The sequence below is a fragment of the Bacillus sp. V3-13 genome (genome assembly GCF_002860165.1).
In the GTDB taxonomy this organism is placed as follows: Bacteria; Bacillota; Bacilli; order Bacillales; family Cytobacillaceae; genus Bacillus_BJ.
This window is the reverse complement of record NZ_PGUZ01000002.1, coordinates 84,121-106,141: the sequence shown is the minus strand read 5'-3', so window position 1 is coordinate 106,141 and position 22,021 is coordinate 84,121. Positions and strand designations below refer to the sequence as shown.

Annotated in this window: 23 protein-coding genes and 3 riboswitches; of the genes, 1 reads left to right on the top strand and 22 read right to left on the bottom strand. The window is 43.8% G+C overall.

From position 1 onward, the window contains the following. Positions 1–5 precede the first annotated feature (5 nt). Positions 6–326, bottom strand: a complete 321-nt coding sequence (locus tag CU633_RS00995; RefSeq protein WP_101657857.1) for a YutD family protein — start codon at positions 324–326, stop codon at positions 6–8. 214 nt (positions 327–540) lie between these two features. Further along, positions 541–1,458, bottom strand: a complete 918-nt coding sequence (lipA, locus tag CU633_RS00990) for a lipoyl synthase (RefSeq protein ID WP_101657856.1) — start codon at positions 1,456–1,458, stop codon at positions 541–543. Positions 1,459–1,691: 233 nt separating this feature from the next. On the opposite strand from lipA, the gene CU633_RS00985 reads away from it, so the two are divergent. Then, a complete protein-coding gene (locus CU633_RS00985) occupies positions 1,692–2,657 on the top strand; it encodes a M23 family metallopeptidase (protein ID WP_101657920.1) in 966 nt (321 codons plus the stop codon). Positions 2,658–2,727: 70 nt separating this feature from the next. Here the strand turns inward: CU633_RS00985 and yunB are convergent, their stop codons facing one another. The 20 genes from yunB to CU633_RS00890 form a co-directional block, all read right to left on the bottom strand. Beyond that, a complete protein-coding gene (gene yunB / locus CU633_RS00980; RefSeq protein WP_101657855.1) occupies positions 2,728–3,486 on the bottom strand; it encodes a sporulation protein YunB in 759 nt (252 codons plus the stop codon). A 107-nt stretch (positions 3,487–3,593) separates the two neighbouring features. Beyond that, the gene (locus tag CU633_RS00975) at positions 3,594–3,896 is read right to left on the bottom strand and encodes a YunC family protein (RefSeq protein WP_101657854.1); all 303 of its coding nucleotides are present in this window, start codon (positions 3,894–3,896) and stop codon (positions 3,594–3,596) included. 93 nt (positions 3,897–3,989) lie between these two features. Further along, positions 3,990–5,372, bottom strand: coding sequence for a bifunctional metallophosphatase/5'-nucleotidase (locus tag CU633_RS00970; RefSeq protein WP_101657853.1), 1,383 nt, complete (start codon positions 5,370–5,372; stop codon positions 3,990–3,992). 60 nt (positions 5,373–5,432) lie between these two features. After that, positions 5,433–6,278, bottom strand: a complete 846-nt coding sequence (locus CU633_RS00965) for a DUF72 domain-containing protein (protein ID WP_101657852.1) — start codon at positions 6,276–6,278, stop codon at positions 5,433–5,435. Positions 6,279–6,500: 222 nt separating this feature from the next. Next, positions 6,501–7,175: a methionine ABC transporter permease gene (locus CU633_RS00960; RefSeq protein ID WP_101657851.1), complete on the bottom strand. Its 675-nt coding sequence runs from the start codon at positions 7,173–7,175 to the stop codon at positions 6,501–6,503. After that, positions 7,156–8,187: a methionine ABC transporter ATP-binding protein gene (locus CU633_RS00955; RefSeq protein ID WP_101657850.1), complete on the bottom strand. Its 1,032-nt coding sequence runs from the start codon at positions 8,185–8,187 to the stop codon at positions 7,156–7,158. The genes CU633_RS00960 and CU633_RS00955 overlap by 20 nt, the downstream gene beginning before the upstream one ends. 25 nt (positions 8,188–8,212) lie before the next feature. Beyond that, the gene (locus tag CU633_RS00950; RefSeq protein WP_101657849.1) at positions 8,213–9,046 is read right to left on the bottom strand and encodes a MetQ/NlpA family ABC transporter substrate-binding protein; all 834 of its coding nucleotides are present in this window, start codon (positions 9,044–9,046) and stop codon (positions 8,213–8,215) included. Between the two features lie 15 nt (positions 9,047–9,061). Further along, positions 9,062–10,186: an iron-containing alcohol dehydrogenase family protein gene (locus tag CU633_RS00945; RefSeq protein ID WP_101657848.1), complete on the bottom strand. Its 1,125-nt coding sequence runs from the start codon at positions 10,184–10,186 to the stop codon at positions 9,062–9,064. 136 nt (positions 10,187–10,322) lie between these two features. Then, positions 10,323–10,435: riboswitch (SAM riboswitch) on the bottom strand. Positions 10,436–10,560: 125 nt separating this feature from the next. After that, the gene (gene sufB / locus CU633_RS00940) at positions 10,561–11,958 is read right to left on the bottom strand and encodes a Fe-S cluster assembly protein SufB (RefSeq protein WP_101657847.1); all 1,398 of its coding nucleotides are present in this window, start codon (positions 11,956–11,958) and stop codon (positions 10,561–10,563) included. A 120-nt stretch (positions 11,959–12,078) separates the two neighbouring features. After that, on the bottom strand, positions 12,079–12,519 hold the full coding sequence (gene sufU / locus CU633_RS00935) for a Fe-S cluster assembly sulfur transfer protein SufU (RefSeq protein WP_101657846.1): 441 nt from the start codon (positions 12,517–12,519) through the stop codon (positions 12,079–12,081). After that, positions 12,509–13,738 (bottom strand): cysteine desulfurase, encoded by a 1,230-nt coding sequence (locus CU633_RS00930; protein ID WP_101657845.1) that lies wholly within the window; start codon positions 13,736–13,738, stop codon positions 12,509–12,511. Before CU633_RS00930 ends, sufU begins: the two co-directional genes overlap by 11 nt. Further along, positions 13,738–15,048 (bottom strand): Fe-S cluster assembly protein SufD, encoded by a 1,311-nt coding sequence (sufD, locus tag CU633_RS00925; protein WP_101657844.1) that lies wholly within the window; start codon positions 15,046–15,048, stop codon positions 13,738–13,740. Before sufD ends, CU633_RS00930 begins: the two co-directional genes overlap by 1 nt. Before the next feature lie 17 nt (positions 15,049–15,065). Further along, positions 15,066–15,851, bottom strand: a complete 786-nt coding sequence (gene sufC / locus CU633_RS00920) for a Fe-S cluster assembly ATPase SufC (protein WP_101657843.1) — start codon at positions 15,849–15,851, stop codon at positions 15,066–15,068. A 343-nt stretch (positions 15,852–16,194) separates the two neighbouring features. Then, positions 16,195–16,335 carry a hypothetical protein gene (locus CU633_RS22635; RefSeq protein WP_180954818.1) on the bottom strand — a complete coding sequence of 47 codons (141 nt, stop codon included), beginning with the start codon at positions 16,333–16,335 and terminating at the stop codon, positions 16,195–16,197. A 209-nt stretch (positions 16,336–16,544) separates the two neighbouring features. Further along, on the bottom strand, positions 16,545–16,913 hold the full coding sequence (locus CU633_RS00915) for a carboxymuconolactone decarboxylase family protein (protein WP_101657842.1): 369 nt from the start codon (positions 16,911–16,913) through the stop codon (positions 16,545–16,547). 108 nt (positions 16,914–17,021) lie between these two features. Beyond that, complete coding sequence (locus CU633_RS00910; protein WP_101657841.1) at positions 17,022–17,876, bottom strand: MetQ/NlpA family ABC transporter substrate-binding protein; 855 nt, start codon at positions 17,874–17,876, stop codon at positions 17,022–17,024. Between the two features lie 12 nt (positions 17,877–17,888). Beyond that, positions 17,889–18,557 (bottom strand): methionine ABC transporter permease, encoded by a 669-nt coding sequence (locus tag CU633_RS00905; protein WP_101657840.1) that lies wholly within the window; start codon positions 18,555–18,557, stop codon positions 17,889–17,891. Then, positions 18,550–19,575 carry a methionine ABC transporter ATP-binding protein gene (locus CU633_RS00900; protein WP_101657839.1) on the bottom strand — a complete coding sequence of 342 codons (1,026 nt, stop codon included), beginning with the start codon at positions 19,573–19,575 and terminating at the stop codon, positions 18,550–18,552. The genes CU633_RS00905 and CU633_RS00900 overlap by 8 nt, the downstream gene beginning before the upstream one ends. 195 nt (positions 19,576–19,770) lie before the next feature. Then, positions 19,771–19,885: riboswitch (SAM riboswitch) on the bottom strand. A gap of 127 nt (positions 19,886–20,012) precedes the next feature. Further along, the gene (locus CU633_RS00895) at positions 20,013–21,329 is read right to left on the bottom strand and encodes an O-acetylhomoserine aminocarboxypropyltransferase/cysteine synthase family protein (protein WP_101657838.1); all 1,317 of its coding nucleotides are present in this window, start codon (positions 21,327–21,329) and stop codon (positions 20,013–20,015) included. Positions 21,330–21,458: 129 nt separating this feature from the next. Continuing rightward, positions 21,459–21,583: riboswitch (SAM riboswitch) on the bottom strand. Positions 21,584–21,641: 58 nt separating this feature from the next. Continuing rightward, the gene (locus CU633_RS00890; RefSeq protein WP_101657837.1) at positions 21,642–22,013 is read right to left on the bottom strand and encodes a sterol-binding protein; all 372 of its coding nucleotides are present in this window, start codon (positions 22,011–22,013) and stop codon (positions 21,642–21,644) included. Positions 22,014–22,021: the final 8 nt, after the last annotated feature.

Below are 22,021 nucleotides of genomic sequence, written 5' to 3'. Positions count from 1 at the left end.
ATCCACTAGCTTCCTAACACAGAGTTATCCGATTGGGCTTCGTTTAGTTTATGGTTTTTCACTTTTTTAACAACAAAATAAGGGCAGCCAAAATTACAATATTCGTAAAGGTATTCCGTCAAAGTACTTATTTTTGTATCGTATGAGGCCTTCTGATTCTGGTCGTCAAAGAAACCTTTGAGCCGAAGCTGGCCATATCCCCAATCTCCAACAATATAGTCGTACCTTGTTAATATTTCGCTGTATCGGGCGCGAAATGCTTCTTCATTGAAACCATTCCGCTGTTCTTCGACTACTTCATAGCAAACATTATTAATGCAAATCATTTTGTTCACCTCTTTATGCTGCATGTGCTTTTATTTTGATTATAACTGATTAGCCAGCAATTACTACGGAAAAAACGAACTCATTGGTCATTATAACCCTGGATAAGCATAATATGAAATCCGGTCTTTTCAACAATTATGAGAATAAATCGACAAATATTATTCGCAGGTTCCCATCTAAATAAAGAGTCCAGCACATGCTGAACTCTTTTCGTTATGCTTCCTGAGCAGTCGTTTCACCCATCAGCTGCTTTTGTTTTGCAGCGGCATTTACTTGCTCATCCGCATGATAGGAAGAGCGGACTAATGGACCTGCTTCACAATGGCTAAATCCCTTGCTCATCGCTATTTCTTTTAATTCCCGGAACTCGTGGGGATGGTAATACTTTTGAACCTTTAAATGTTTTTTGGTTGGCTGCAAATATTGCCCAATCGTCATGATATCGACATGATTGGCCCGGAGGTCATCCATCGTCTCAAGAATTTCTTCTTTTGTTTCACCAAGTCCAATCATCAGGCTTGACTTTGTCGGAATGTCCGGCTGCAATTCTTTTGCACGGCGCAGGAATTCAAGTGAACGCTCGTACGTTGCTCTTGCCCGTACTCTCGGTGTCAGGCGGCGTACAGTCTCGATGTTGTGATTTAAGATATCAGGGCGCGCATCCATTAGCGTCGCCAAGTTTTCAAGAACTCCTCCCATATCGGAAGGAAGAACTTCGATGCTTGTAAACGGGTTTTTTCTTCTAATCGCTCTGACGGTTTCCGCAAAAACGGCGGAACCGCCATCCTTTAAATCATCGCGGGCAACTGCTGTTACAACGACATGCTTCAAATTCATCAAACTTACAGAATCAGCGACCCGTTCCGGTTCTTTCCAGTCAAGCTCTGTCGGCAGACCGGTTTTAACCGCACAAAACCGGCATGCGCGCGTGCAAACATCCCCGAGGATCATAAATGTCGCCGTTCTTCTTACTGCCCAGCACTCGTGGATGTTTGGGCATTTGGCTTCTTCACAAACTGTATGAAGGCTTTTTTCCCGCATCATCTTTTTCAGGCCGGTATAATTCTCATTTGTATTCAGCTTTATTTTAAGCCATTCAGGCTTACGCAAATGTTCCTCTTTCTTACTCAATTTTTTCCACTCCAATCACTTAAAGCATCACAAAAAAATACATCATTCGAAGTGTTATGATATGTATTCAATTGTCACTTTAACATATTAAACATAAGCAGGACAAGTTGAACAGCTTCGGATTACCATTAATTGATATATATTAATTTTCCTTTTTCTCACAAACTAAAGAAGCAAATGAATTAGGAGGGAGGATTCCAGTGCGGTTTATTTTTATTATTCCATTCATTTTGATGTTGACTTTGCAATTATGTCCACCATTGACAGTCAACGCTGAAGAGCCGGATTTTAATGCCATTCGAATGGAATTATACAAAAAGGTTGAAGCCACAACGCATATTCCATGGTATTATTTAGCAGCGATCGACCAGTATGAAAGAAATGTCCGCCAATCCCGGCGTGATTTACCAAAAGCTGAAGGCGCCATCGGCATTTATTTTCGGCCGGAAGAATGGGCAGGTTTGCTGAATCCTAACCTGACGGATGAAAACCCCGCCTCCATTCAGTTTTTCGACGGAATTGGCTTCGATGGAAATGGTGACGGTAAAGCAAGCTTAAAAAATGATGAAGATGTTCTCCACGCTTTTGCCAATTATCTTCTATCTTATGGGGTCGACCATGATAATCTCAAAATCGGTCTTTGGAATTACTATAAGCGTGATAAAACGGTTGGCATCATTATCGGCAAAGCAAAAATTTATAAGCATTTTGGACGTCTTGACCTTGAATCGCATGCCTTTCCAGTCCCACTAAGGAGCACTTACAGCTACCGCGATACTTGGGGCGATGCACGCGGCTGGGGAGGCAGGCGCATTCACGAAGGTACTGATATCTTTGCAGGTTATGGCGTGCCTGTTCGCGCTACATCGTACGGGATCATTGAAATGAAAGGTTGGAACAGATACGGAGGCTGGCGGATCGGCATACGGGATATTAACAATAACTATCACTACTTCGCCCATTTAAGCGGGTTTGCGAAGGACTTGCAGGTGGGGCAAATTGTTGAACCGGGTATGGTCGTAGGCGGAGTCGGGAGCTCCGGGTATGGACCACCCGGAACATCGGGAAAATTCCCTCCGCACTTACATTATGGCATGTACAAGGATAACGGCTATACAGAATGGTCATACGATCCCTATCCGCATTTAAAACTATGGGAAAGGCAGGAACGGCAAAATGCCCGGAAACAAAAAAAATAGGTTAACCAGGGACATCATTGCTCAAGTGAGGACTGCCGGATATCGGCAGTCCTCACTGTTTTCAAATCTTTTAATTAGAAGGCAACTCAATCGATGGACCTCCGCCCTTTTCACCATTGTTATAAAATTGTGGAACTTTTCCAGGGTGGAAGTATTCCCCTATTTTTACAGATACCACTTCTTCGATTTGATTCTCCAACAGCGGGATAATGACATTCATATGGACTTTCACTTTAATATAAACTTCGACTATCGTGTTATTAATCCCCGTCTCGATGTATTTCGTTTCTAAATCGGAAGTAACCGCACCAATGATTTCAAAACGCACCGGTATTTCCGGCCCTAAGTTTGAAAACAGGGTAATGTTTGTAGCCATTCCCAATGGTATATTGTAGACAATTCCTTTTTGCTCCTGCGATTTCGTAAAATCAATATTTTCGTCTTTTTTAAAAGCCTCAAGTTTTTCAAGTTCACCAGCCTCTACCAGGTCCAAGTATTCCTGAACGCGGATTGTCGCATCTGCTATCAATTTGCTGTACATCTGGGGATTAAAACTAATAATCGCATCTTCCCCAACCTCACGGGAGATAATTAATTTTTCGATGTCAACCTGTTTAACTATCGTATGGGAGATTGCATCATTTATTGCCTGCGCTGCAAACTGCCGTGATCTTGTTTCCGCAATGCTTTTCAAGGCAGGTTCAATATTTTTATTTATGATGATTAAGCTGAAGAATGTACAGCCAATAAACATAATAAAGGTAATCATGAATACATACTTAACTGGTAAAGGACCTTGTTTAAAGGTTTTTCTTCTAGGTTTGAACACAGAAAACCCTCCCTTACCCAATGTATATGTCCATTGCAGGCTTTCATGAAAGGTTTAGTTGTAAAAGAGGTTAGTTAAAAAAGAAAGCGGCCCGCTTGCCGGCCGCTTTAAACCATCTTCAGCAATGCTTCTTTCCCAATCATGCCTTTTCGAATTCCCAGGTCGACAGCTGCAAAAGTGACAGATTCCAGCGGGGCCTCCAGAAGCTGCTCAATTGTCCTGACTCCGACCGCACGTCCGGCAATCACTTTTCGATCTGCCAGCTTTTCATTGAGCAGAGCCACATCCAGGGCACCGCACATAATATATCCTTTATCGCTCATTACAGCGAGGAGGTTCGTTTTCGGGAGTTTTACTGACACAGCAAGAAAAGTCCGGCCCTGGATCTCAATCGGCGATAATTCGATCATGCTCACACGCTCCTTTTCTATTTCTTCCATTACACTTTATGTATGGGAATGGAAAAGCGTGTATCCAGGCAGGAGTGTCGTAAACAAGCTTTTTTATTCCGCTTGCCGATACAGTTCGGCAAGCTTCCAGCCGAGCAAATCGCGCAGAAATTCCGGGAGAAAATATTTTTTATGTTCAGCGCGTAATATTCCCGGGAAAAACCGGCCAAAAGTAAACATATCAGGAATCGCCAATTTATAAAAAGCGTCCGGCTTAATCTCCTGACTTTGAATATAAATTTTTTTAAAACCTTTATGTTCTTCAAATGAAATTCCGTCATATTCGATTCTTCCCATCACCGTTCCCCGGAAGCCAAGGCCAACTATTTGCAGATGCGGCCATTTTTCATCGAAAGTTTGGATAATGATTTCCTTTAATTCGCGTCCGGACAATTCAATAACACACGGATTGATCGGATGGGGGCAAACCTTTAATAAGTCATATTCCGTCAGAGGGCCCGCCGGCAAGTCATGCAATAATAGTCCTGCGTTTAAAAATGCACAATCTGCCTGGCACCACTCTCTTAATGCTTCAACCAATATTTGCGGCAGAGGGGAACGTTCAAAGTGATCTGTTTGAATCGGCTCCGGCAATATGGTAACCGTCTTGTTGAGCAGTTCTTTTCCTTTTATAAAAAGTTCTTCAGTCCATTGTTCTTCCTGATGGGCTTGATTGAGTTCGTTCGTATCGTATAAATGCGCTGTCTTTTGCACGACTTGTTTATCCTGCGGATTCATTTCGATCGTCACCTGGCCGACAAACATGCCATATTTCCCTGCTCCGCATAACAGCCGTCCAGCAACCATTTTCCCTTCGTGCAGAACATGGTGGGTATGCGCCCCAAGAATGATATCAACCTCCGGGAACTCTCTGGCTATTCTTTCATCTTCATGGAGTCCAAGATGGGATAAAATAATGAGCAAATCTGTCTCGTTTTTCAGCGCCTCCACCTGTCTCTTTAACTCTTCAAGCGGCTCTGTAAGCTTCCAGCCGAGCAATTCGTATAAATGTGAAAAGTACGCGGTTAAACCAATCAACCCGATCCTGGTGCCGGATTTTGTCGTTTTAATGGTATGCGGCTTTGCCCAGCTTGGCCGGCTACCGTCTTTTTGATAAAGGTTGGCGGCCATAACATCAAAATCGGCATGTTCGTACAGGCTGTCCAAATCTTCATGGGAAAAGGTGATTCCTTCATTATTGCCGATCGCGACAGCATCATATCCCGCCCTGTTTAACAGCTCTGTATTTCCTTTTCCACGCGTTCCTTCTGTATATGGATGCCACCTGTCCGCATGGTCTCCAATATCAAATAAAAATACTTCTTCCCCCTGCTCACGATGAAGCTGTTTACGGCTCGAAAGAAATTGTTGAATGCGGGGCCAATGGTCGAAATGGCTGTGCAGATCATTTGTATGGTAAATATGAATGTATTCCATTTTATCAACCTCTTTTTACTAACCGGCTATCCCTTGTGAAATCAGGCGGATTCCCCTTTTTTAAAACAAGTCAAGCTGCCGTGGTGCCAATCCCTCATATTTTATATTTAATATTTCCATAAGCTGTTTCGCATTATCAGCCGCATCTCCGCCGGAATTGTTGTTAAAGATGGCATACACATTGTGGCATTGCTTTTCTAAATCTTTCAGCCATGCTGCCCAAACCTTAAGCTCGTGCTGATTGTAACGGTATAAGTAACGGACCTCGCGCCAATTCTGGCCGCTGCGCTTATTCCAGCCATGGACATTTCTGCCGTGAAATCTTACCAGCACCTGCCCGTCGTTCGTTGCCTTTAACACTGTCGGCACCGAGCCTTCTCCCGCTTGCGGTTCATCGCAAATGCTGTGGATCCATCCGTCGTTTTTCATATATTCAATCGTTTTATCGCATAGTTCTCCTTGAAACCAGCTTTGGTTGCGGAATTCGAGGGCGCATGGAATATCGCCCATTTTCTCTCTGCACCAGCGCAGGTAATCAACGTTTTCCCGTTTGCAGTCAAACCAGGGCGGAAACTGAAAAAGTGTCATCGCAAGCTTGTTTGCCGACTGATAGGGCTCCAGCGATTCCCGAAAGGCTGCAAACATGTCATGTTTGTTGTCAAATGGGATTTCCCCGCGCTGATGGCCTGTCATCCCTTGATATGCTTTTACTATAAACCGAAACGAATCTGGTGTTTCCTGTACCCATTTCTCAGCATTTCGGATCGGCTGTACAGCATAAAACGAAGAATCGACTTCGACGGTTGGAAAAAAACCGGCATACTCTTTTAATTTGTCACGGGAAGCAGTACGGCTGCTATATAAGCTGTCATGGTCTCCCCAGCCCGTTAACCCGATGATGATCATGGGAACACCTCCATACATTCAATAATAGCATACTCTTTTCAACGACAAACATTTGGCTGATCGACAAACATATGACCCGGAATATGGAATTGCAAAAACGGTTACATATACTCCTGCTCTTTAAAAATGGAGAATTTTGATCTTTGTCCCAATTCCCGCTGCTTATAAACCAGGGTTGAAGACAATAAAAATACACCGGCAAAAGTTGCCGGTGCATTTTCACTAATCTTTTTTCAGCCTCGCTGCCACTCGGTTCCCAAGTGATTGAAGGCCTTGAACAAGGATAATTAAAATGATAACTGTTACGTACATAACATCCGCTTCATAACGAAGGTGGCCAAACCGGTAAGCGAGATCGCCCAGCCCGCCGCCGCCAACAAGGCCGGCCATTGCGGTTGCGCCAATTAAGCCGATTGTCGCAATCGTTAAACCAAGAACAATCGATGAGCGCGACTCCCTTACAAGTACATGCCTGATAATATCTTTCGTTGAAATTCCCATCGCCTCATATGCTTCGATCACGCCCCTGTCAACTTCAAGGAGCGCCGTTTCCATTAATCTTGCAATATATGGCGCCGTATAAACGACAAGCGGCACGATCACTCCCTGAACACCGATCGTCGTCCCGACAATCAACTTCGTGAACGGAAGAATAAAGAACAGCAGAATAATAAATGGTACGGACCTGATGATATTGATCAAAACATTTAAGGCCTGGTAAATATAGCGGTTCTCAAGGCTTTTCCCCGGGCGGGTTAAAACGAGTAAAATCCCGAGCGGGAGACCGATCAAAATCGAAATGAGCAATGATATCCCGACCATCTGGAAGGTTTGTATCGTCGCCTGCCAGATGTCACTGCCCCACATATCAAGAAATTCATTGACTCGTGAAATCATGCTCACTCACCCCTTCTACATGTACACCCTGCTCTTTTAAAAATTCAACTGCTTTCTTGATTTCCCCGTCTTCACCTTGCAAGTGAACAAGAAGCTGTCCGAAAGGCTCTTCCTTCAGCTGGGTAATCGAGCCGGATAAAATGTTCGGGTAAATATCGAACTTTTTGCTGACAAGGGCGAGAGCCGGTTGTTCCGAAGATATACCGACGAACGATAAAGTAAAAATATGACCCGTTTCTTTTAAATGATCGAGGACATCTTCCGGAATCTTATGAGAAAACAGGCTGTTAACAAATTTCCTGGTTGTCTCCTGCTGTGGTGCTCTGAAAACCTCGATTGTTTTTCCCTCTTCAATCACTCTTCCATTTTCCATCACTGCAACCCTGTCGCATATACGCTGGATGACATGCATTTCATGGGTAATCAGCAGAATGGTAATCCCGAGTTCACGGTTGATCTTAAGGAGCAAATCAAGAATCGCTTCTGTTGTATCTGGATCCAATGCACTTGTGGCTTCATCGCTCAACAGCACTTCGGGTTCATGGGACAGGGCGCGGGCGATCGCCACCCGCTGCTTCTGTCCGCCTGATAATTCAGCAGGATAGGAATGTTGTTTTTCCGCGAGACCGACAATGTTTAAATACTTGGAAACCCGTTCATCAACTTGTTTTTTACTCAAGCCTGTTAATCGTAAAGGAATGGCAATATTATCATAGACCGTTGCCGTTTTTAATAAATTGAAGCCTTGAAAAATCATGCCAATTTTTCGGCGCGATTCCCGCAGTTTACCTGGTGAAAGTTCAGTCAGTTTCAAGCCATTTACCGTTACCGTCCCCTCTGTTGGCTTTTCAAGAAGATTGACGCAGCGGATCAACGTGCTTTTTCCTGCACCGCTGTAGCCGATCACTCCGAAGATCTCGCCTTTTTTCACTTCAAGCGAGACGCTCTTTAACGCATCGACTTTCCCCTGTTTAACGGCAAACGTTTTTGAAACATTTTCTAAAACAATCATACAAACACTCCTTTTGAAACGCTGATTACCAGGCTGGTATAACCGATCCAGCAAAGGTTTCTTCAATAAATTGCTTTACTTCATCAGACTTATAGTATTCTACGAATTTCTTAACTACAGCGTCATCCTCGTTTCCTGTCCGGACAGCAATGACATTGGCCCATGGAGAATCCTTCGGTTCGATCGCAATCGCATCTTTTGCCGGAGTAAATCCATGTTCAACAGCAAAGTTTGTGTTAATCGCAGCTGCGTCCAACTCCCCTAATTGACGCGGGATTTGCGCTGCTTCCAATTCGATGAATTCAAGGTTTTGCTTGTTCTCTTCAATGTCTTTAAGTGTTGCCTTTACGCCTGCATCCTCTTTTAATTTGATCAAGCCTGCTTGTTCAAAAAGAATTAACGCACGCGCACCATTTGTTGGGTCGTTTGGCAAACCAATCTTTGCGCCATCTTTGATTTCGGAAAGATCTTTCACTTTTGAAGAATAAAGTCCCATCGGGAAGTTAACAACCTCTGTAACTTCAGTCAGATCAAGACCGCGGTCTTTCTTAAATTGATCCAGGTATGGCTTATGCTGGTATACGTTAATATCAATCTCTTCTTCTGCTAAAGCCATATTCGGCATTACATAATCATTGAATACCTTCAACTCCACCTCAAGGCCATCAGCTTCAGCAACTTCTTTTACTTTTTCAAGAATTTGTTCGTGCGGGCCGGCTGTTACTCCGACAATTACTTTTTCTTCGCTTAATTCTGATTCGTCTTTAGCTGCTTTATCTCCGGATGCCTCTTCTTTACTGCCACAGGCGGCAAGCAACAACAATAATAATAGTGATGCAATTGTTAAAAACTTTTTCATGGTGATTTTTCCCCTTTAAGATAATTTTTTAGTAAATGATAAATTCAGTATGGCTTCAGAAAATTTTTCGAGCCTCAAGATTGCTTCAAGGAGACTATGCCCGGAAACCGGCTGTTTCATGAAATGAATGGATTCTGTTTCCCTTAATGCTTTGTCAATGATCAGGGCAAGAACTTCCTTGTTTTCAGGATCAATTGAAAACTCTTTTAGCCGGTATGGAAGCTTTGTCTCCGCATAAAAAGGGATGAGTTGTTCAATTTCTTTCCAGTTGTCCTCAATCGCCAGCTGAACGAGAATTCCATAGGCCACTTTTTCGCCATGAAGGAATGAGTGGCTTTCCTTAACAGCCGTTAGACCGTTATGTATCGAATGGGCACCGGCAACCCGGCCGTATTTGCCGGCAAAGCCGCCGACCATCCCGCCTGCTAAAATGTTGGCCTCGATCACTCTAACTAACCCGGCAGTGACAAGCTGGTTCTCACATGACCGAATGGCTTCCCGTCCGTCATCAAGCAAAATCTGTTTACAGAGGACGGCTGCCTCCCTGCCGACTCGAACCGCAACAGGCAATGATTCGTTTTTAAAAAACGATTGCAGCAAAGCCTCTGCTTCATAAAACTTGGCGAGCGTATCGCCAATGCCGGCTCTTAAATATTCTACAGGCCCGTTGGCGATGATCTCCGGCTCGATTAATACAAGTGCAGTCGCTGTCGGAAAGATCGTGTAATGCGAAAATTCGCCCGCTTGATTGTAAAAAACACTCAATGGCGTCCAGGCTGCACAAGTTGACGCAAGAGTCGGGATCAATACCGTTTTGAGCTTCGCCTTGAAACCAACAGCCTTCGCAATATCCAATATCGTGCCGCCGCCTATGCCGATAACTGCATCCGACACCCTCTGCAATTCACTGGCAAGTTTGTCCGTCAATTCCTCTGTGCAAGGGCCCGTTAATTCAATGAACTCCCAATTTTCAGTCTTCACATTTGTCAAGAACGGTTGAGCTGCCTGCAAGGCAGTTTTTCCATGTATAACGGTAACGCGTTCAACTTGTAAAGCCTGAAGATAGATTGGGAGTTTCCCCAAAGCCCCCTGCCCGCATTCATACTGCATCGGGGCGCCCTGGACAGTAATAGCATCCATGTCTTTTCCCCCCTGTTGAACTTTTTCAATCACCTCTTATAAAAAGGTTGTACAGCAATAAATGAGCCTTTGAAACATAAAAATGCCTCCCTGTTCAAAGAGAGGCATTCAATCATAATAAAATGAAGATCGTCCTCTCTTATCTTTCAAAACATAGCGTTTTGCAGGATTTAGCACCTTTTCTCATCTATTGACAAGAACGGTTGCCGGGTTTCGCAGGGCCAGTCCCTCCACCACTCTGAATAAGAGATTTGCTCATTAAATTGTTATAGTAAGTTTAATCATTATTGTCTTAGTCGTCAAGAACTTTTTATTTTCGCACATTTATTGCATTTTCATAAAAACCCGCCCGTCAGTGGACAGGCGGAAAGTTGTTAACCGATTGAACCTTCCATCTCAAACTTGATCAGGCGGTTCATTTCAACTGCATATTCCATTGGCAATTCTTTTGTGAACGGTTCGATAAAGCCCATTACGATCATTTCTGTTGCTTCTTCCTCGGAGATGCCGCGGCTCATCAAATAGAATAATTGTTCTTCAGATACTTTCGAAACCTTTGCTTCATGCTCCAATGAGATGTTATCATTTAAGATTTCGTTGTAAGGGATCGTATCCGAAGTTGATTTATTATCCATAATCAGCGTATCGCATTCGATATTTGAACGTGCTCCATCCGCTTTGCGGCCAAAGTGAACAATACCGCGGTACGTTACTTTACCGCCTTGCTTTGAAATTGACTTCGAAACGATCGTTGACGATGTGTTTGGCGCAAGATGGGTCATTTTCGCACCGGCGTCCTGGTGCTGGCCTTTGCCTGCCAATGCGATTGACAATGTCATGCCGCGGGCGCCTTCGCCTTTTAAAATAACCGCAGGATATTTCATCGTCAGTTTTGAACCAATGTTTCCGTCGATCCATTCCATCGTTGCATTTGCATCACAGACAGCGCGCTTTGTAACGAGGTTATAAACGTTATTTGCCCAGTTTTGAATGGTTGTATAACGGCAATAAGCGTCTTTCTTAACAATAATCTCAACCACTGCACTGTGAAGAGAGTTTGTTGTATAAACAGGTGCTGTACAGCCTTCAACGTAATGGACGTGTGCACCTTCATCAACAATGATCAACGTCCGCTCAAATTGGCCCATATTTTCAGAATTAATCCGGAAATAAGCTTGAAGCGGAGTTTCTACTTTAACGCCCTTCGGAACATAGATAAATGATCCACCGGACCATACTGCAGAGTTTAAAGCTGCGAATTTGTTATCTGTCGGCGGGATTACCTTTGCCCAGTGCTCACGGAAAATATCTTCATTTTCCTTTAAGGCAGAATCTGTATCTTTAAAGATGATACCCTGTGCTTCCAGATCTTCCTGCATGTTGTGATAAACGACCTCTGATTCGTACTGGGCAGAAACACCGGCAAGATATTTTTGCTCGGCTTCCGGGATTCCCAATTTGTCAAAGGTTTGCTTAATTTCCTCAGGTACTTCATCCCAGGAACGTTCTGTTTTTTCGGACGGTTTTACATAGTACGTAATTTCATCAAAGTTTAATGAAGCCAAATCCCCGCCCCATTGCGGCATTGGCATATTGTAAAAGTATTCAAGAGACTTTAAGCGGAAGTCGAGCATCCACTGCGGCTCATTCTTTAACTTGGAAATTTCCTCAACGATTTCACGCGTTAAGCCACGCTTTGATCGGAAAATGGAAACGTCTTTATCGGCAAAGCCATATTTATAATCACCGATTTCCGGCATTTTCTTGGCCATCGTCGTATTCCTCCATTCTTTGCGGGACAGGGAACCTTCTTCCCTTCCGCTCCTTTTATCCGCCGTAACGGTCTTAAAAGCTTATGTTACCACATTCATCCAAAGTCCGGGTCCACTTTTTTACAGTCGGTCTTCCTTCAAGCCTTTTTCCATCGCTTTCCATGCCAGTGTGGCACATTTGATTCTGGCCGGAAACTTCGATACTCCCTGCAAGGCTTCAATGTCGCCTAAATCAAGGTCATCATCTTGTATTTCTTTACCCTGCATCATTTCTGAGAAAACTTTGGACAGTTTGATTGCGTCCTCAATATTCTTTCCTTTGATAGCCTGGGTCATCATTGAAGCAGAAGACATCGAAATGGAACAGCCTTCCCCTTCAAACTTTGCATCGTTGACAACCCCGTCATCAACCTTCAGCGTTAAGTGGATCCGGTCACCGCATGTCGGGTTATTCATATCAATCGTTAAGCTTCCGTCTTCTAAAACCCCTTTGTTTCGTGGGTTTTTGTAATGATCCATGATTACTTGGCGATAAAGGGTATCCAAGTTATTAAAAGACATTGCTGAAATACTCCTTTGTTTTGACAAGACCTTTTAAAAGCTTATCAATATCTTCTTCAGAGTTGTATAAATAGAAGCTTGCTCTTGCTGTTGCCGATACATCGAGCCATTTCATCAACGGCTGCGCGCAGTGGTGGCCTGCCCGAACGGCGATTCCCTCTGCATCCAATACCGTTGCGACATCATGCGGATGAACATCCTCAATATTAAATGTAATAACACCTGCCCGTTTTGCTGGATCATGCGGGCCATAGATCGTTAATCCTTCTACTTGCCCGAGCTGATCGAGGGCATAGGCAGCGAGCTTATGCTCATGTGCTTCAATGTGTTCGCGGCCGATTTCTTCTAAAAAGTCGATGGCCGCTCCCAAACCAATGGCTCCGGCAATAATTGGTGTGCCTCCTTCAAACTTCCAGGGAAGCTCCTTCCAGGTTGAATCGTACAGGCCGACAAAATCGATCATTTCGCCGCCAAATTCGATTGGCTCCATATTTTCAAGCAGATGTTTTTTTCCATATAATACACCAATTCCGGTCGGACCGCACATTTTATGGCCGGAAAAAGCAAAGAAATCACAATCGAGCTCCTGGACATCAACTTTGATATGTGGAGCAGCCTGGGCGCCGTCCACCACCATCACTGCACCTTTTTCATGCGCGATTTTGGCAATTTCCTTGATCGGATTCACCACTCCAAGCACATTTGAGACGTGTGTAACCGAGACAATTTTCGTGTTTTCTGTTATTGTTTCCCTGACATCGTCAAGGTTAATCGTCCCGTCAGCCTGCAGGGGCAGATATTTTAACGTTGCGCCGGTATGTTTGGCTGCTTGCTGCCACGGAATGATGTTGCTGTGATGTTCCATATAGCTGATCACAATCTCGTCGCCTTCCGAAAGGTTTGCCCTTCCGTAGCTGGCCGCAACTGTGTTCAAAGCGGTCGTCGTACCGCGTGAAAAAATAATTTCTTCTGTTGATTTTGCCTTGATGAACTTTCGGACCTTTTCGCGGGCGCCCTCGTAGCCGTCGGTGGCTCTTGTTCCGAGAGTATGCACTCCGCGGTGGACATTGGAATTATATTCGCGATAATACTTATCCAATGTCTCAATCACCTGGTAAGGCTTTTGCGATGTTGCTGCGCTGTCCAAATAGACAAGCGGATTTCCGTTTATTTCCTGGTCGAGGATGGGAAACTGTTTACGAATATCGGCGATATTCATTATTTAACTTTCCTTTCAATAACGTTGACGAGCTGCTTTTTAACTCCTTCAATCGGAAGCTGGTTCACAACCGGAGCAAGGAACCCGTGAATCACGAGGCGCTCCGCTTCTGTCTTGGTGATGCCCCGGCTCATTAAGTAATAAAGCTGAAGCGGGTCAACGCGTCCGACAGAGGCTGCATGGCCTGCCGTCACATCATCTTCGTCAATTAACAGGATCGGATTCGCATCCCCGCGTGCTTTTTCGCTTAGCATTAAAACGCGTGATTCCTGCTGAGCATTTGATTTTGTCGCACCATGCTCGATTTTTCCGATTCCGTTAAAAATCGAAGAAGCACTGTCCTTCATCACGCCATGCTTGAGAATAAACCCTTCAGTATGCTTTCCGAAATGGACCACGCTTGTTGTGAAGTTCTGCGTTTGTTCTCCGCGTCCCACAACGACTGTTTTCGTGTCGCCAAACGAGCCGTCACCGATCAGATTTGTCACATTTTCAGAAACTGTGTTTCCATCGTTCATTAAGCCTAATGCCCATTCAATTCTTGCATCCCGTCCGGCAACACCGCGGCGGTTAACATATGTCGTTACCCCTTTTGACAGGTTATCTACTGCACCGTATTGTACTTTAGCATTTGTACCGGCAATTACTTCTGTAATAATATTGAAAACGCCGGTCCCTTCGTCGGAAGTAGAAACATAATTTTCAACATAAGTGACCGAACTGTTATCCTCTGCAACAACAAGCACATGGTTGAACAAGTTCGCTTCCGGCTCATCATGGACATAGATCGCTTGAACAGGTGCTGTCAGCTCTACGTTTTTCGGAATATAAAGGAAAGCCCCGCCGTTCATCAATGCCGCATGCAGAGCAGTTAAACGATGCTCATCCGCTTTAACTGCAGCATTCATAAAATACTTTTGCAGCAATTCGCCATGTTCGCGTGCCGCCGTGAATATATCTGTGAAGATAACGCCGCTATCCTGCAATTCCTTTGTTAAAGATAAAAATGCCGGTCTGTTATTGCGTTGAATGTATAGATTTTTATTCGAAGATTCAAGATCGATCAGCACTTTGACTTCTTCGGGAAGCTCGTTCAACGAAGAATAGTCTTCGCTTTTTACAATATGTTTATCGAATTTCGTGAAATTCCAATTATCGATTTTCGTTTTATCCGGTTTCGGCATTGGCAGCATTTCAGCCTGTGCCAGAGCCTCCAGGCGTTTCTCCGTCAACCAGGCGGGCTCACCCATTTCTTTTGAAAAGGAGCTCACATACTCCTGATCGAACGGTAATCTTGTTTCAGTCGTCATTACGATCCCCCTAACGCTTACGCTTCTTGCCCAACTGTTTCGTCTTCAATACCGAGCTCTTGCTTGATCCAGTCGTATCCTTCAGCTTCAAGACGCTGGGCCAGCTCAGGACCTCCTGATTTTACAATGCGCCCTTGCATCATGACGTGCACATGGTCAGGAGTAATATAATTAAGAAGGCGTTGATAGTGCGTGATAATCAAGCAGCCGAAATCCTCGCCGCGCATTTCATTGATTCCCTTAGAAACGACCTTTAGTGCATCAATATCAAGACCCGAATCAATTTCATCGAGAATCGCGATCTTAGGCTCAATCATCATTAACTGAAGAATTTCATTGCGTTTCTTTTCTCCACCAGAAAATCCTTCGTTCAAATAACGCTGGGCCATATCCTGATCCATTTCCAGCAATTCCATTTTTTTATCCATTTGGCGAATAAACTTCATTAAAGAAATTTCGTTTCCTTCCTCAAGGCGGCTATTAATCGCAGAACGTAAAAAATCGGCATTGGTAACGCCGCTGATTTCGCTCGGATATTGCATGGCAAGAAATAGTCCGGCACGTGCGCGCTCATCCACTTCCATTTCGAGGACGTTTTCGCCATCGAGTGTAATGCTTCCTTTTGTTACTTCATATTTTGGATGTCCCATGATAGCAGAAGATAAAGTGGACTTACCTGTACCGTTCGGACCCATGATCGCATGGATTTCGCCGCCTTTAACCTCCAGGTTTACACCTTTCAAAATTTCTTTGCCATCAATTTCAACATGCAGATCCTTGATAGTTAATGTTGATCCTGCCATTTTATTACCTCCGTCAATAAAAGAAAAATTTGTATCAAACAGCTTTAAAAGCTTAACACTTTTTCTATTCTCATTCTATTCTCATTTTATTCTCATTACAATCTTATAACAAATGAAAAGTGTTAGCAACTTTACTGCAGATGAAATTCTATAAAATAAAGAACCGGATTCATGTGAGAATGCATATATTTTCGCCCATTTTTAATGGCCTGTTAACATCTTTTAATATGATTTCCTTCTGTCTTCTTTTCATGTAAGCGAATCCCGGTTCGGAACAGGCCACTTTGAAAAGCGCAAAAAAAGCGAAAACCAGTGCTTTCGAACACTGGTTTTCTTCTTAGTCTTATATGTGCAATTTTCTCTCCAGATCGGAAACCATCCGCTGGCTTCTCAAATAATCTTCTTCTCGTTTTTTCTCAACTTTCATTCTGACATCATGCTTTCTGCTGTAAGTTTCATAGCCAACACCGTGCGCACCGTGCATCGCCTTCTCCATTTCACTCGTATAATTCAGCTGTAAGTGACTGATAATGAATCCATCCTTTCGGTTTTACGCTTGCGCGTTTTTTTCACGAATCCATGTTAACATTATTCCTTTACCACGCTCAAAGCCGATAAAACCGATAATTTATGGATTAAATGGATAGAGAGTGATTCTCCCCGATTCAGCTCTTGATTGCTTAAAAATGCTGGTTATTGCTTCAACTCATTTAGTTCGCCGATTGCTTCCTGAACCAATGTTACAGCCTGGCTCATTGCGGCCCCTCCTCCAAATGCAGCTGTAACGCCTACTGCTTCAAGGATCTCTTCTTCGGAAGCGCCCTGATCAAGACATCCTTTTACATGGTAAATAATACAGTATTCATCTTGGGAAAACAGGCTAATTCCAAGGGCAATCAGCTGTTTTTCCCGCTGCGTTAATGCACCTTCTTTAAAGCAGGCCTCAGTAAATGCGTTATAATGCTCCGCCAGATCGGGCATTTTTTGCGTAAATAGCCCGAGCCCCATTTTATAATCATAAAGGGCAGCCTCTGTCGAGTTTCTTGGTTCCATTTGTTCCATGTACATCCACTCCCATCTTATTTTTACAGCATTAGTATGTTTTATAAAAAAGAAACTATTCTTTTAGGCGAAAAAACAGGCACCCTTTTGGATGCCTGTTTTCATGTATTACTCGGAAACCGGAACAACGGCTCCTTCATATTTTTCCAAAATAAAATTCTGGATTTCTTCTGAGCGAAGTACTTCGACAAGTGTTTTAATTTCTTCTTTTTCTTCGTCACCTTCGCGAACGGCAATCACGTTCACGTACGGAGAATCTTCTTCTTCAATCGCAATTGAGTCCTCTAACGGATTTAAACCAGCGTCGATGGCATAGTTGGAGTTGATTAGCACGGCATCACCTTCACCATTATTAAAAATTTGCGGTAAAAGGGACGCTTCATATTCAGTATCGAATTTCAGGTTCTTTTCATTTTCTGCAATATCGTCAACTGTTGCTGTTGTCTTGTCAACATCTGCTTTCAGCTTGATTAGCCCTTCTTTTTCAAGCATGGCTAAAATACGGCCATGGTCGGCAACAGAGCTGCTCATGATAATATGGGCACCTTCAGGCAGTTCTTCAAGGCTCTTGTATTTTTTAGAGTAGACTCCGATCGGCTCGATGTGAATTCCGCCGGCATTCTCAAACTTGTAGCCATGCTCCTTCATTTGCGCTTCAAGATACGGGATATGCTGGAAGTAGTTCGCGTCAAGCTCTTTGGATTCCAACGCTTGGTTTGGCACGATATAGTCCTGGAATGTCTCGATCTCAAGCTCAATCCCTTTCTCTTTCAACAACGGTTTTGCTTCTTCAAGAATTTCAGCATGTGGTACGTTGGAGGCACCGACCACCAAAGTTTTGCTTTCTTCTTCTTTGCTTCCACCAGCATTGCCGCCTTCGGAGCTTTCTTTTTCACCAGTTCCGCATGCTGCAAGCACGAGGGCAATTGCAAGGGTTGAAATAAAAAGTAACCATTTTTTCATCTGTAGACTCTCCTATCTTTTATCTAATTTTGATGTAATAAAATCTCCAATAAATTGAAGTACAAATACGATAATTAAAATGATAATCGTCGCGACAAGCGTGACATCAAAACGGCTGCGCTGGAAGCCATCAAGGTATGCAAGGTTTCCTAGTCCTCCGGCGCCGATTACGCCTGCCATAGCCGTGTAGCCGACTAAAGCAATCGCCGTTACGGTAATACCTGAGACGAGAGCCGGCATGGACTCCGGCAGAAGCACTTTCCAAATGATTGTGCTTGTTTTTGCGCCCATTGATTTGGCCGCTTCAATCACCCCTTTATCTATTTCGCGGAGTCCGATTTCAACCATCCGCGCATAAAAAGGGGCAGCGCCGATGATCAGCGCGGGAAGGGCCGCATTTTCACCAATCATCGTGCCAATAATGAATTTTGTAAAAGGAATTAAAAGGACAATTAAAATAATAAACGGGATTGAGCGAAAAATGTTAACAAAGCTGCTGATCACTGCATTCACCAATTTATTTTCCCAAACATTGCCTTTTGACGTCAAAAACAGCAGCAGACCGAGCACTAAACCTAAAACAAATGTAGCGAGCACGGATATAGCTGTCATATAAAGCGTTTCGGTTGTTGCTTCCCACATTCTCTCCCAATCGACATTAGGCAGCATTGTTTCAATCATTCGTGATCACCTCCACGCCAACCTGCTGGGTGCGAATGTAATCAATTGCCTTCGCTGCCTCTGCTTCTTCAGCATCAATATGGATAAACAGTGTGCCGTAAGATCCATTCTGGGTTTTTGAAATTTTCCCCTGCAAGATGTTAATTGTCACCTGAAAATTGCGGATCAGGTTTGTAATTAACGGCTGTTCCGCACCTTCCCCTACAAAGGTCAATTGAACGACCTGGCCGTGCGGATAGCTTTCCAGCATGTGTTCAATTGTTTCCTTTGTTTCCTCCGGTTCGGTCACTTGCTGAACAAACTTTTTCGTGATCGGCTGCTGCGGGTTTTTAAATACATCAAGCACCGGTCCAAGTTCGACAATCCGGCCGCTTTCCATGACAGCGACCCGATGGCAAATTTTCCGGATCACATGCATCTCATGGGTTATCAGCACGATCGTCAACCCAAGGCGTTTATTAATATCAACCAACAGCTCAAGAATGGAGTCCGTCGTTTGCGGGTCAAGGGCAGATGTCGCTTCATCGCAAAGAAGCACTTTCGGATTGCTGGCCAGTGCTCTTGCGATTCCGACCCGTTGTTTTTGTCCTCCGCTCAATTGTGAAGGGTAGGCATCTTCCCGCCCTTCCAGTCCGACCAAATTAATCAATTCATCGACGCGCTTTAATCTTTCCTTCTTTCGAACTCCGGCAATTTCAAGAGGAAAAGCAATGTTTTCGCGTACCGTTCTCGACCAAAGCAAATTAAAATGCTGGAAAATCATGCTGATTTCCTGGCGCGCCTTGCGAAGCTGGCTGCCCTTAATTTGTGAAACCTGCTGCCCAGCAACGGTAACCGATCCTTGAGTCGGGATTTCAAGACCATTCAGCATGCGAATCAATGTACTTTTTCCAGCGCCACTATATCCGATGACACCAAAGATTTCTCCTTCTTTTATTTCCAGGTTCACGTCCTCAACTGCGCTAATCTGTCCATTTTTCGAAGGATAAACCTTTTTTACGTTTTTTATCGTAATCAATCGATTCACCCTCTTACATCCAATTCACCCGGTGGGCTGTCTTAATATGGAAAATTTTAAAAAACTGCCTTACTCTCTTGTTCTATTTTCAATGCACCAAATCATGCAAACTCGTATCTATGTTTATCTACCCTTTATTGCAAATAAAAAGCCTTTCTGCTCTATGAGCAGAAAGGCATATCATCTATGTCCTTTCTCTCATCTTCCAAAGCCTCAAGCTTTGTGTGAATTGGCACCATTTCATTGAATGATGTTCAATGACGGTTGCCGGGCTTCATCGGGCACATCCCTCCACCTCTCTTGATAAGAGCCATAAATCTTATTTTATATTAAATTAGGTGCTGCCTGAAAATAAGCAGTTTTAATTACGAGTGATATCGTATCATGGATAAAAAAGAGTGTCAACGACAAAGTGTTTCCTCTGAATCCTATTAAAATTATACGTGGGCAGTCCTTGAAATCATTCCTGTTGCTTTTTCGATTGCTTGTTCTAAATCTTCGATTAAATCTTCCGCATTTTCGATGCCAATCGATAAACGAATAAGGTCTTCCGGAACACCGGCTGCCGCCAGTCCGTCTGCATCAAGCTGCTGGTGGGTCGTACTTGCAGGATGGATGATTAAGCTTTTGGCATCTCCGACATTCGCAACATGTGCCCATAATGACAAAGAATTGATCAATTTTTCTCCAGCTTTTCTTCCGCCTTCAATTCCAAATACAACAACGGAACCTGGCCCTTTCGGCAAATACTTTTCAGCTAATTTCTTATCAGGGTGGGAATCATGCCCCGGATAAAGAATCCATTTCACGGCAGGGTGGTTTTCCAGATACTCAATCATAATTTTCGTGTTGGCAATATGCTCCTTCATTCTGACATGGAGCGTTTCCAATCCGAGCGTGAATTGAAAAGCGTTTTGCGGGCTCAGCGCCGGTCCCAGGTCGCGAAGAAGCTGGACTCTCGCTTTGACAATAAACGCAGCTGGCCCCAATGCCTCACTATAAACAAGACCGTGATAGCTTGAATCAGGCTCATTGAAGCCCGGGAATTTTGCTGAACTCCAGTCAAACTTCCCTCCATCTACAATAATCCCGCCAAGGGTCGTTCCATTGCCGACGAGCCATTTCGTGGCCGAGTGGATCACAATATCGGCGCCGTGTTCGATCGGCCTGCATAAATATGGTGTAGCAAATGTATTGTCAATGATTAATGGAACACCAGCACTATGAGCTACTTCTGCAACAGCTTCAATATCCAAAACTCTCAAGCTCGGGTTTCCGATTGTTTCTGCAAAAACAGCCTTTGTTTTTTCCGTGATCGCCTGTTTAATTTCATTGGGGTCTGTAGAATCAACAAACTTTACCTTGATCCCGTACTTCGGTAATGTAACCGCAAACAAATTATAGGTGCCGCCATAAAGATTTGCAGATGCGACTATTTCATCGCCAGCTTCGGCCACATTTAAAATTGCTGTCGTGATCGCAGCCATTCCGCTCGATACGGCAAGCGCGCCAATTCCGCCTTCGAGCTGCGCAACTCTTTCCTCGAAAACGGTAACGGTTGGATTATGGATTCTCGTGTATATATATCCTTCTTCTTTTAAGCCAAACAAGTTGGCTGCATGCTCAGTATTTTTAAATTGATACGCATTGTTTTGGTAGATCGGTACAGCCCTGGCACCTGTTATCGGGTCAGGATCCAGACCGCCATGAACGCCAATTGTTTCAATTCGATATTTTTGCTGCTTTTCACTCATTTTTTCATCTCTCCTCTTATTTTGGTGATTTCTTTTAACAATAAGCTGCCAATGGCAGAAAACAAACCAGGATTTATTAAAAGAAGAAATGAAAACCCCCCTTTCAAAGAAGAGGGGGGGGGTCATCTCTTCTTATCTTTCAGAGCAAGTCAAGTTTGCATTGATACTTACATGCTCTGCTGGAATTAGCACCGTGTTTATGAACCGGTTGCCGGGCTTCGTAGGGCCAGTCCCTCCGCCTCTCTCGATAAGAGTATTCAATTGTTATTTTTGTCGGAATATTTAAACAGATAATATCATGCCTGTTGCCGCTCAGTCAACTGTTTCCTTTGTCGGAATTCTCCCATAAACAGCTGGATTATAAGGTTTTCCTAAAAAGAAAAGTGATTCAAGAAAAAGAATGATCCGAAATGGAGCGGTGATGCTCAATCCATTTGCCATCGCTTCCCTCAACTTTAACTCCCCGTCAAGCAATGAACAAATTAATCCTTCTTCCCCTTCTATTGCAGCATTGGGGGTATCCACATTTTCTTTTGCCATGCTGATATCCCCGTCTCCAATATTCAGGCAGAAGTCCGTCTTTTCGGAGGAGAACAAAATAGTCAATGATATATTTTCGAGTAAACAGACTGTATGGCTTCTGCTTTTTATTTCTTCAATAAAAATCGTTAAGTGCTGTTCCATTTGTCGCA

Coding starts and splice junctions, on each gene's coding strand:
- CU633_RS00995 (WP_101657857.1), bottom strand. CDS start 326: ATGATTTGCATTAATAATGTTTGCTATGAAGTAGTCGAAGAACAGCGG.
- CU633_RS00985 (WP_101657920.1), top strand. CDS start 1,692: ATGTTGACTTTGCAATTATGTCCACCATTGACAGTCAACGCTGAAGAG.
- CU633_RS00975 (WP_101657854.1), bottom strand. CDS start 3,896: ATGATCGAATTATCGCCGATTGAGATCCAGGGCCGGACTTTTCTTGCT.
- CU633_RS00970 (WP_101657853.1), bottom strand. CDS start 5,372: ATGGAATACATTCATATTTACCATACAAATGATCTGCACAGCCATTTC.
- CU633_RS00965 (WP_101657852.1), bottom strand. CDS start 6,278: ATGATCATCATCGGGTTAACGGGCTGGGGAGACCATGACAGCTTATAT.
- CU633_RS00960 (WP_101657851.1), bottom strand. CDS start 7,175: ATGATTTCACGAGTCAATGAATTTCTTGATATGTGGGGCAGTGACATC.
- CU633_RS00955 (WP_101657850.1), bottom strand. CDS start 8,187: ATGATTGTTTTAGAAAATGTTTCAAAAACGTTTGCCGTTAAACAGGGG.
- CU633_RS00950 (WP_101657849.1), bottom strand. CDS start 9,046: ATGAAAAAGTTTTTAACAATTGCATCACTATTATTATTGTTGTTGCTT.
- CU633_RS00945 (WP_101657848.1), bottom strand. CDS start 10,186: ATGGATGCTATTACTGTCCAGGGCGCCCCGATGCAGTATGAATGCGGG.
- sufB (WP_101657847.1), bottom strand. CDS start 11,958: ATGGCCAAGAAAATGCCGGAAATCGGTGATTATAAATATGGCTTTGCC.
- sufU (WP_101657846.1), bottom strand. CDS start 12,519: ATGTCTTTTAATAACTTGGATACCCTTTATCGCCAAGTAATCATGGAT.
- CU633_RS00930 (WP_101657845.1), bottom strand. CDS start 13,738: ATGAATATCGCCGATATTCGTAAACAGTTTCCCATCCTCGACCAGGAA.
- sufD (WP_101657844.1), bottom strand. CDS start 15,048: ATGACGACTGAAACAAGATTACCGTTCGATCAGGAGTATGTGAGCTCC.
- sufC (WP_101657843.1), bottom strand. CDS start 15,851: ATGGCAGGATCAACATTAACTATCAAGGATCTGCATGTTGAAATTGAT.
- CU633_RS22635 (WP_180954818.1), bottom strand. CDS start 16,335: ATGCACGGTGCGCACGGTGTTGGCTATGAAACTTACAGCAGAAAGCAT.
- CU633_RS00915 (WP_101657842.1), bottom strand. CDS start 16,913: ATGGAACAAATGGAACCAAGAAACTCGACAGAGGCTGCCCTTTATGAT.
- CU633_RS00910 (WP_101657841.1), bottom strand. CDS start 17,876: ATGAAAAAATGGTTACTTTTTATTTCAACCCTTGCAATTGCCCTCGTG.
- CU633_RS00905 (WP_101657840.1), bottom strand. CDS start 18,557: ATGATTGAAACAATGCTGCCTAATGTCGATTGGGAGAGAATGTGGGAA.
- CU633_RS00895 (WP_101657838.1), bottom strand. CDS start 21,329: ATGAGTGAAAAGCAGCAAAAATATCGAATTGAAACAATTGGCGTTCAT.
- CU633_RS00890 (WP_101657837.1), bottom strand. CDS start 22,013: ATGGAACAGCACTTAACGATTTTTATTGAAGAAATAAAAAGCAGAAGC.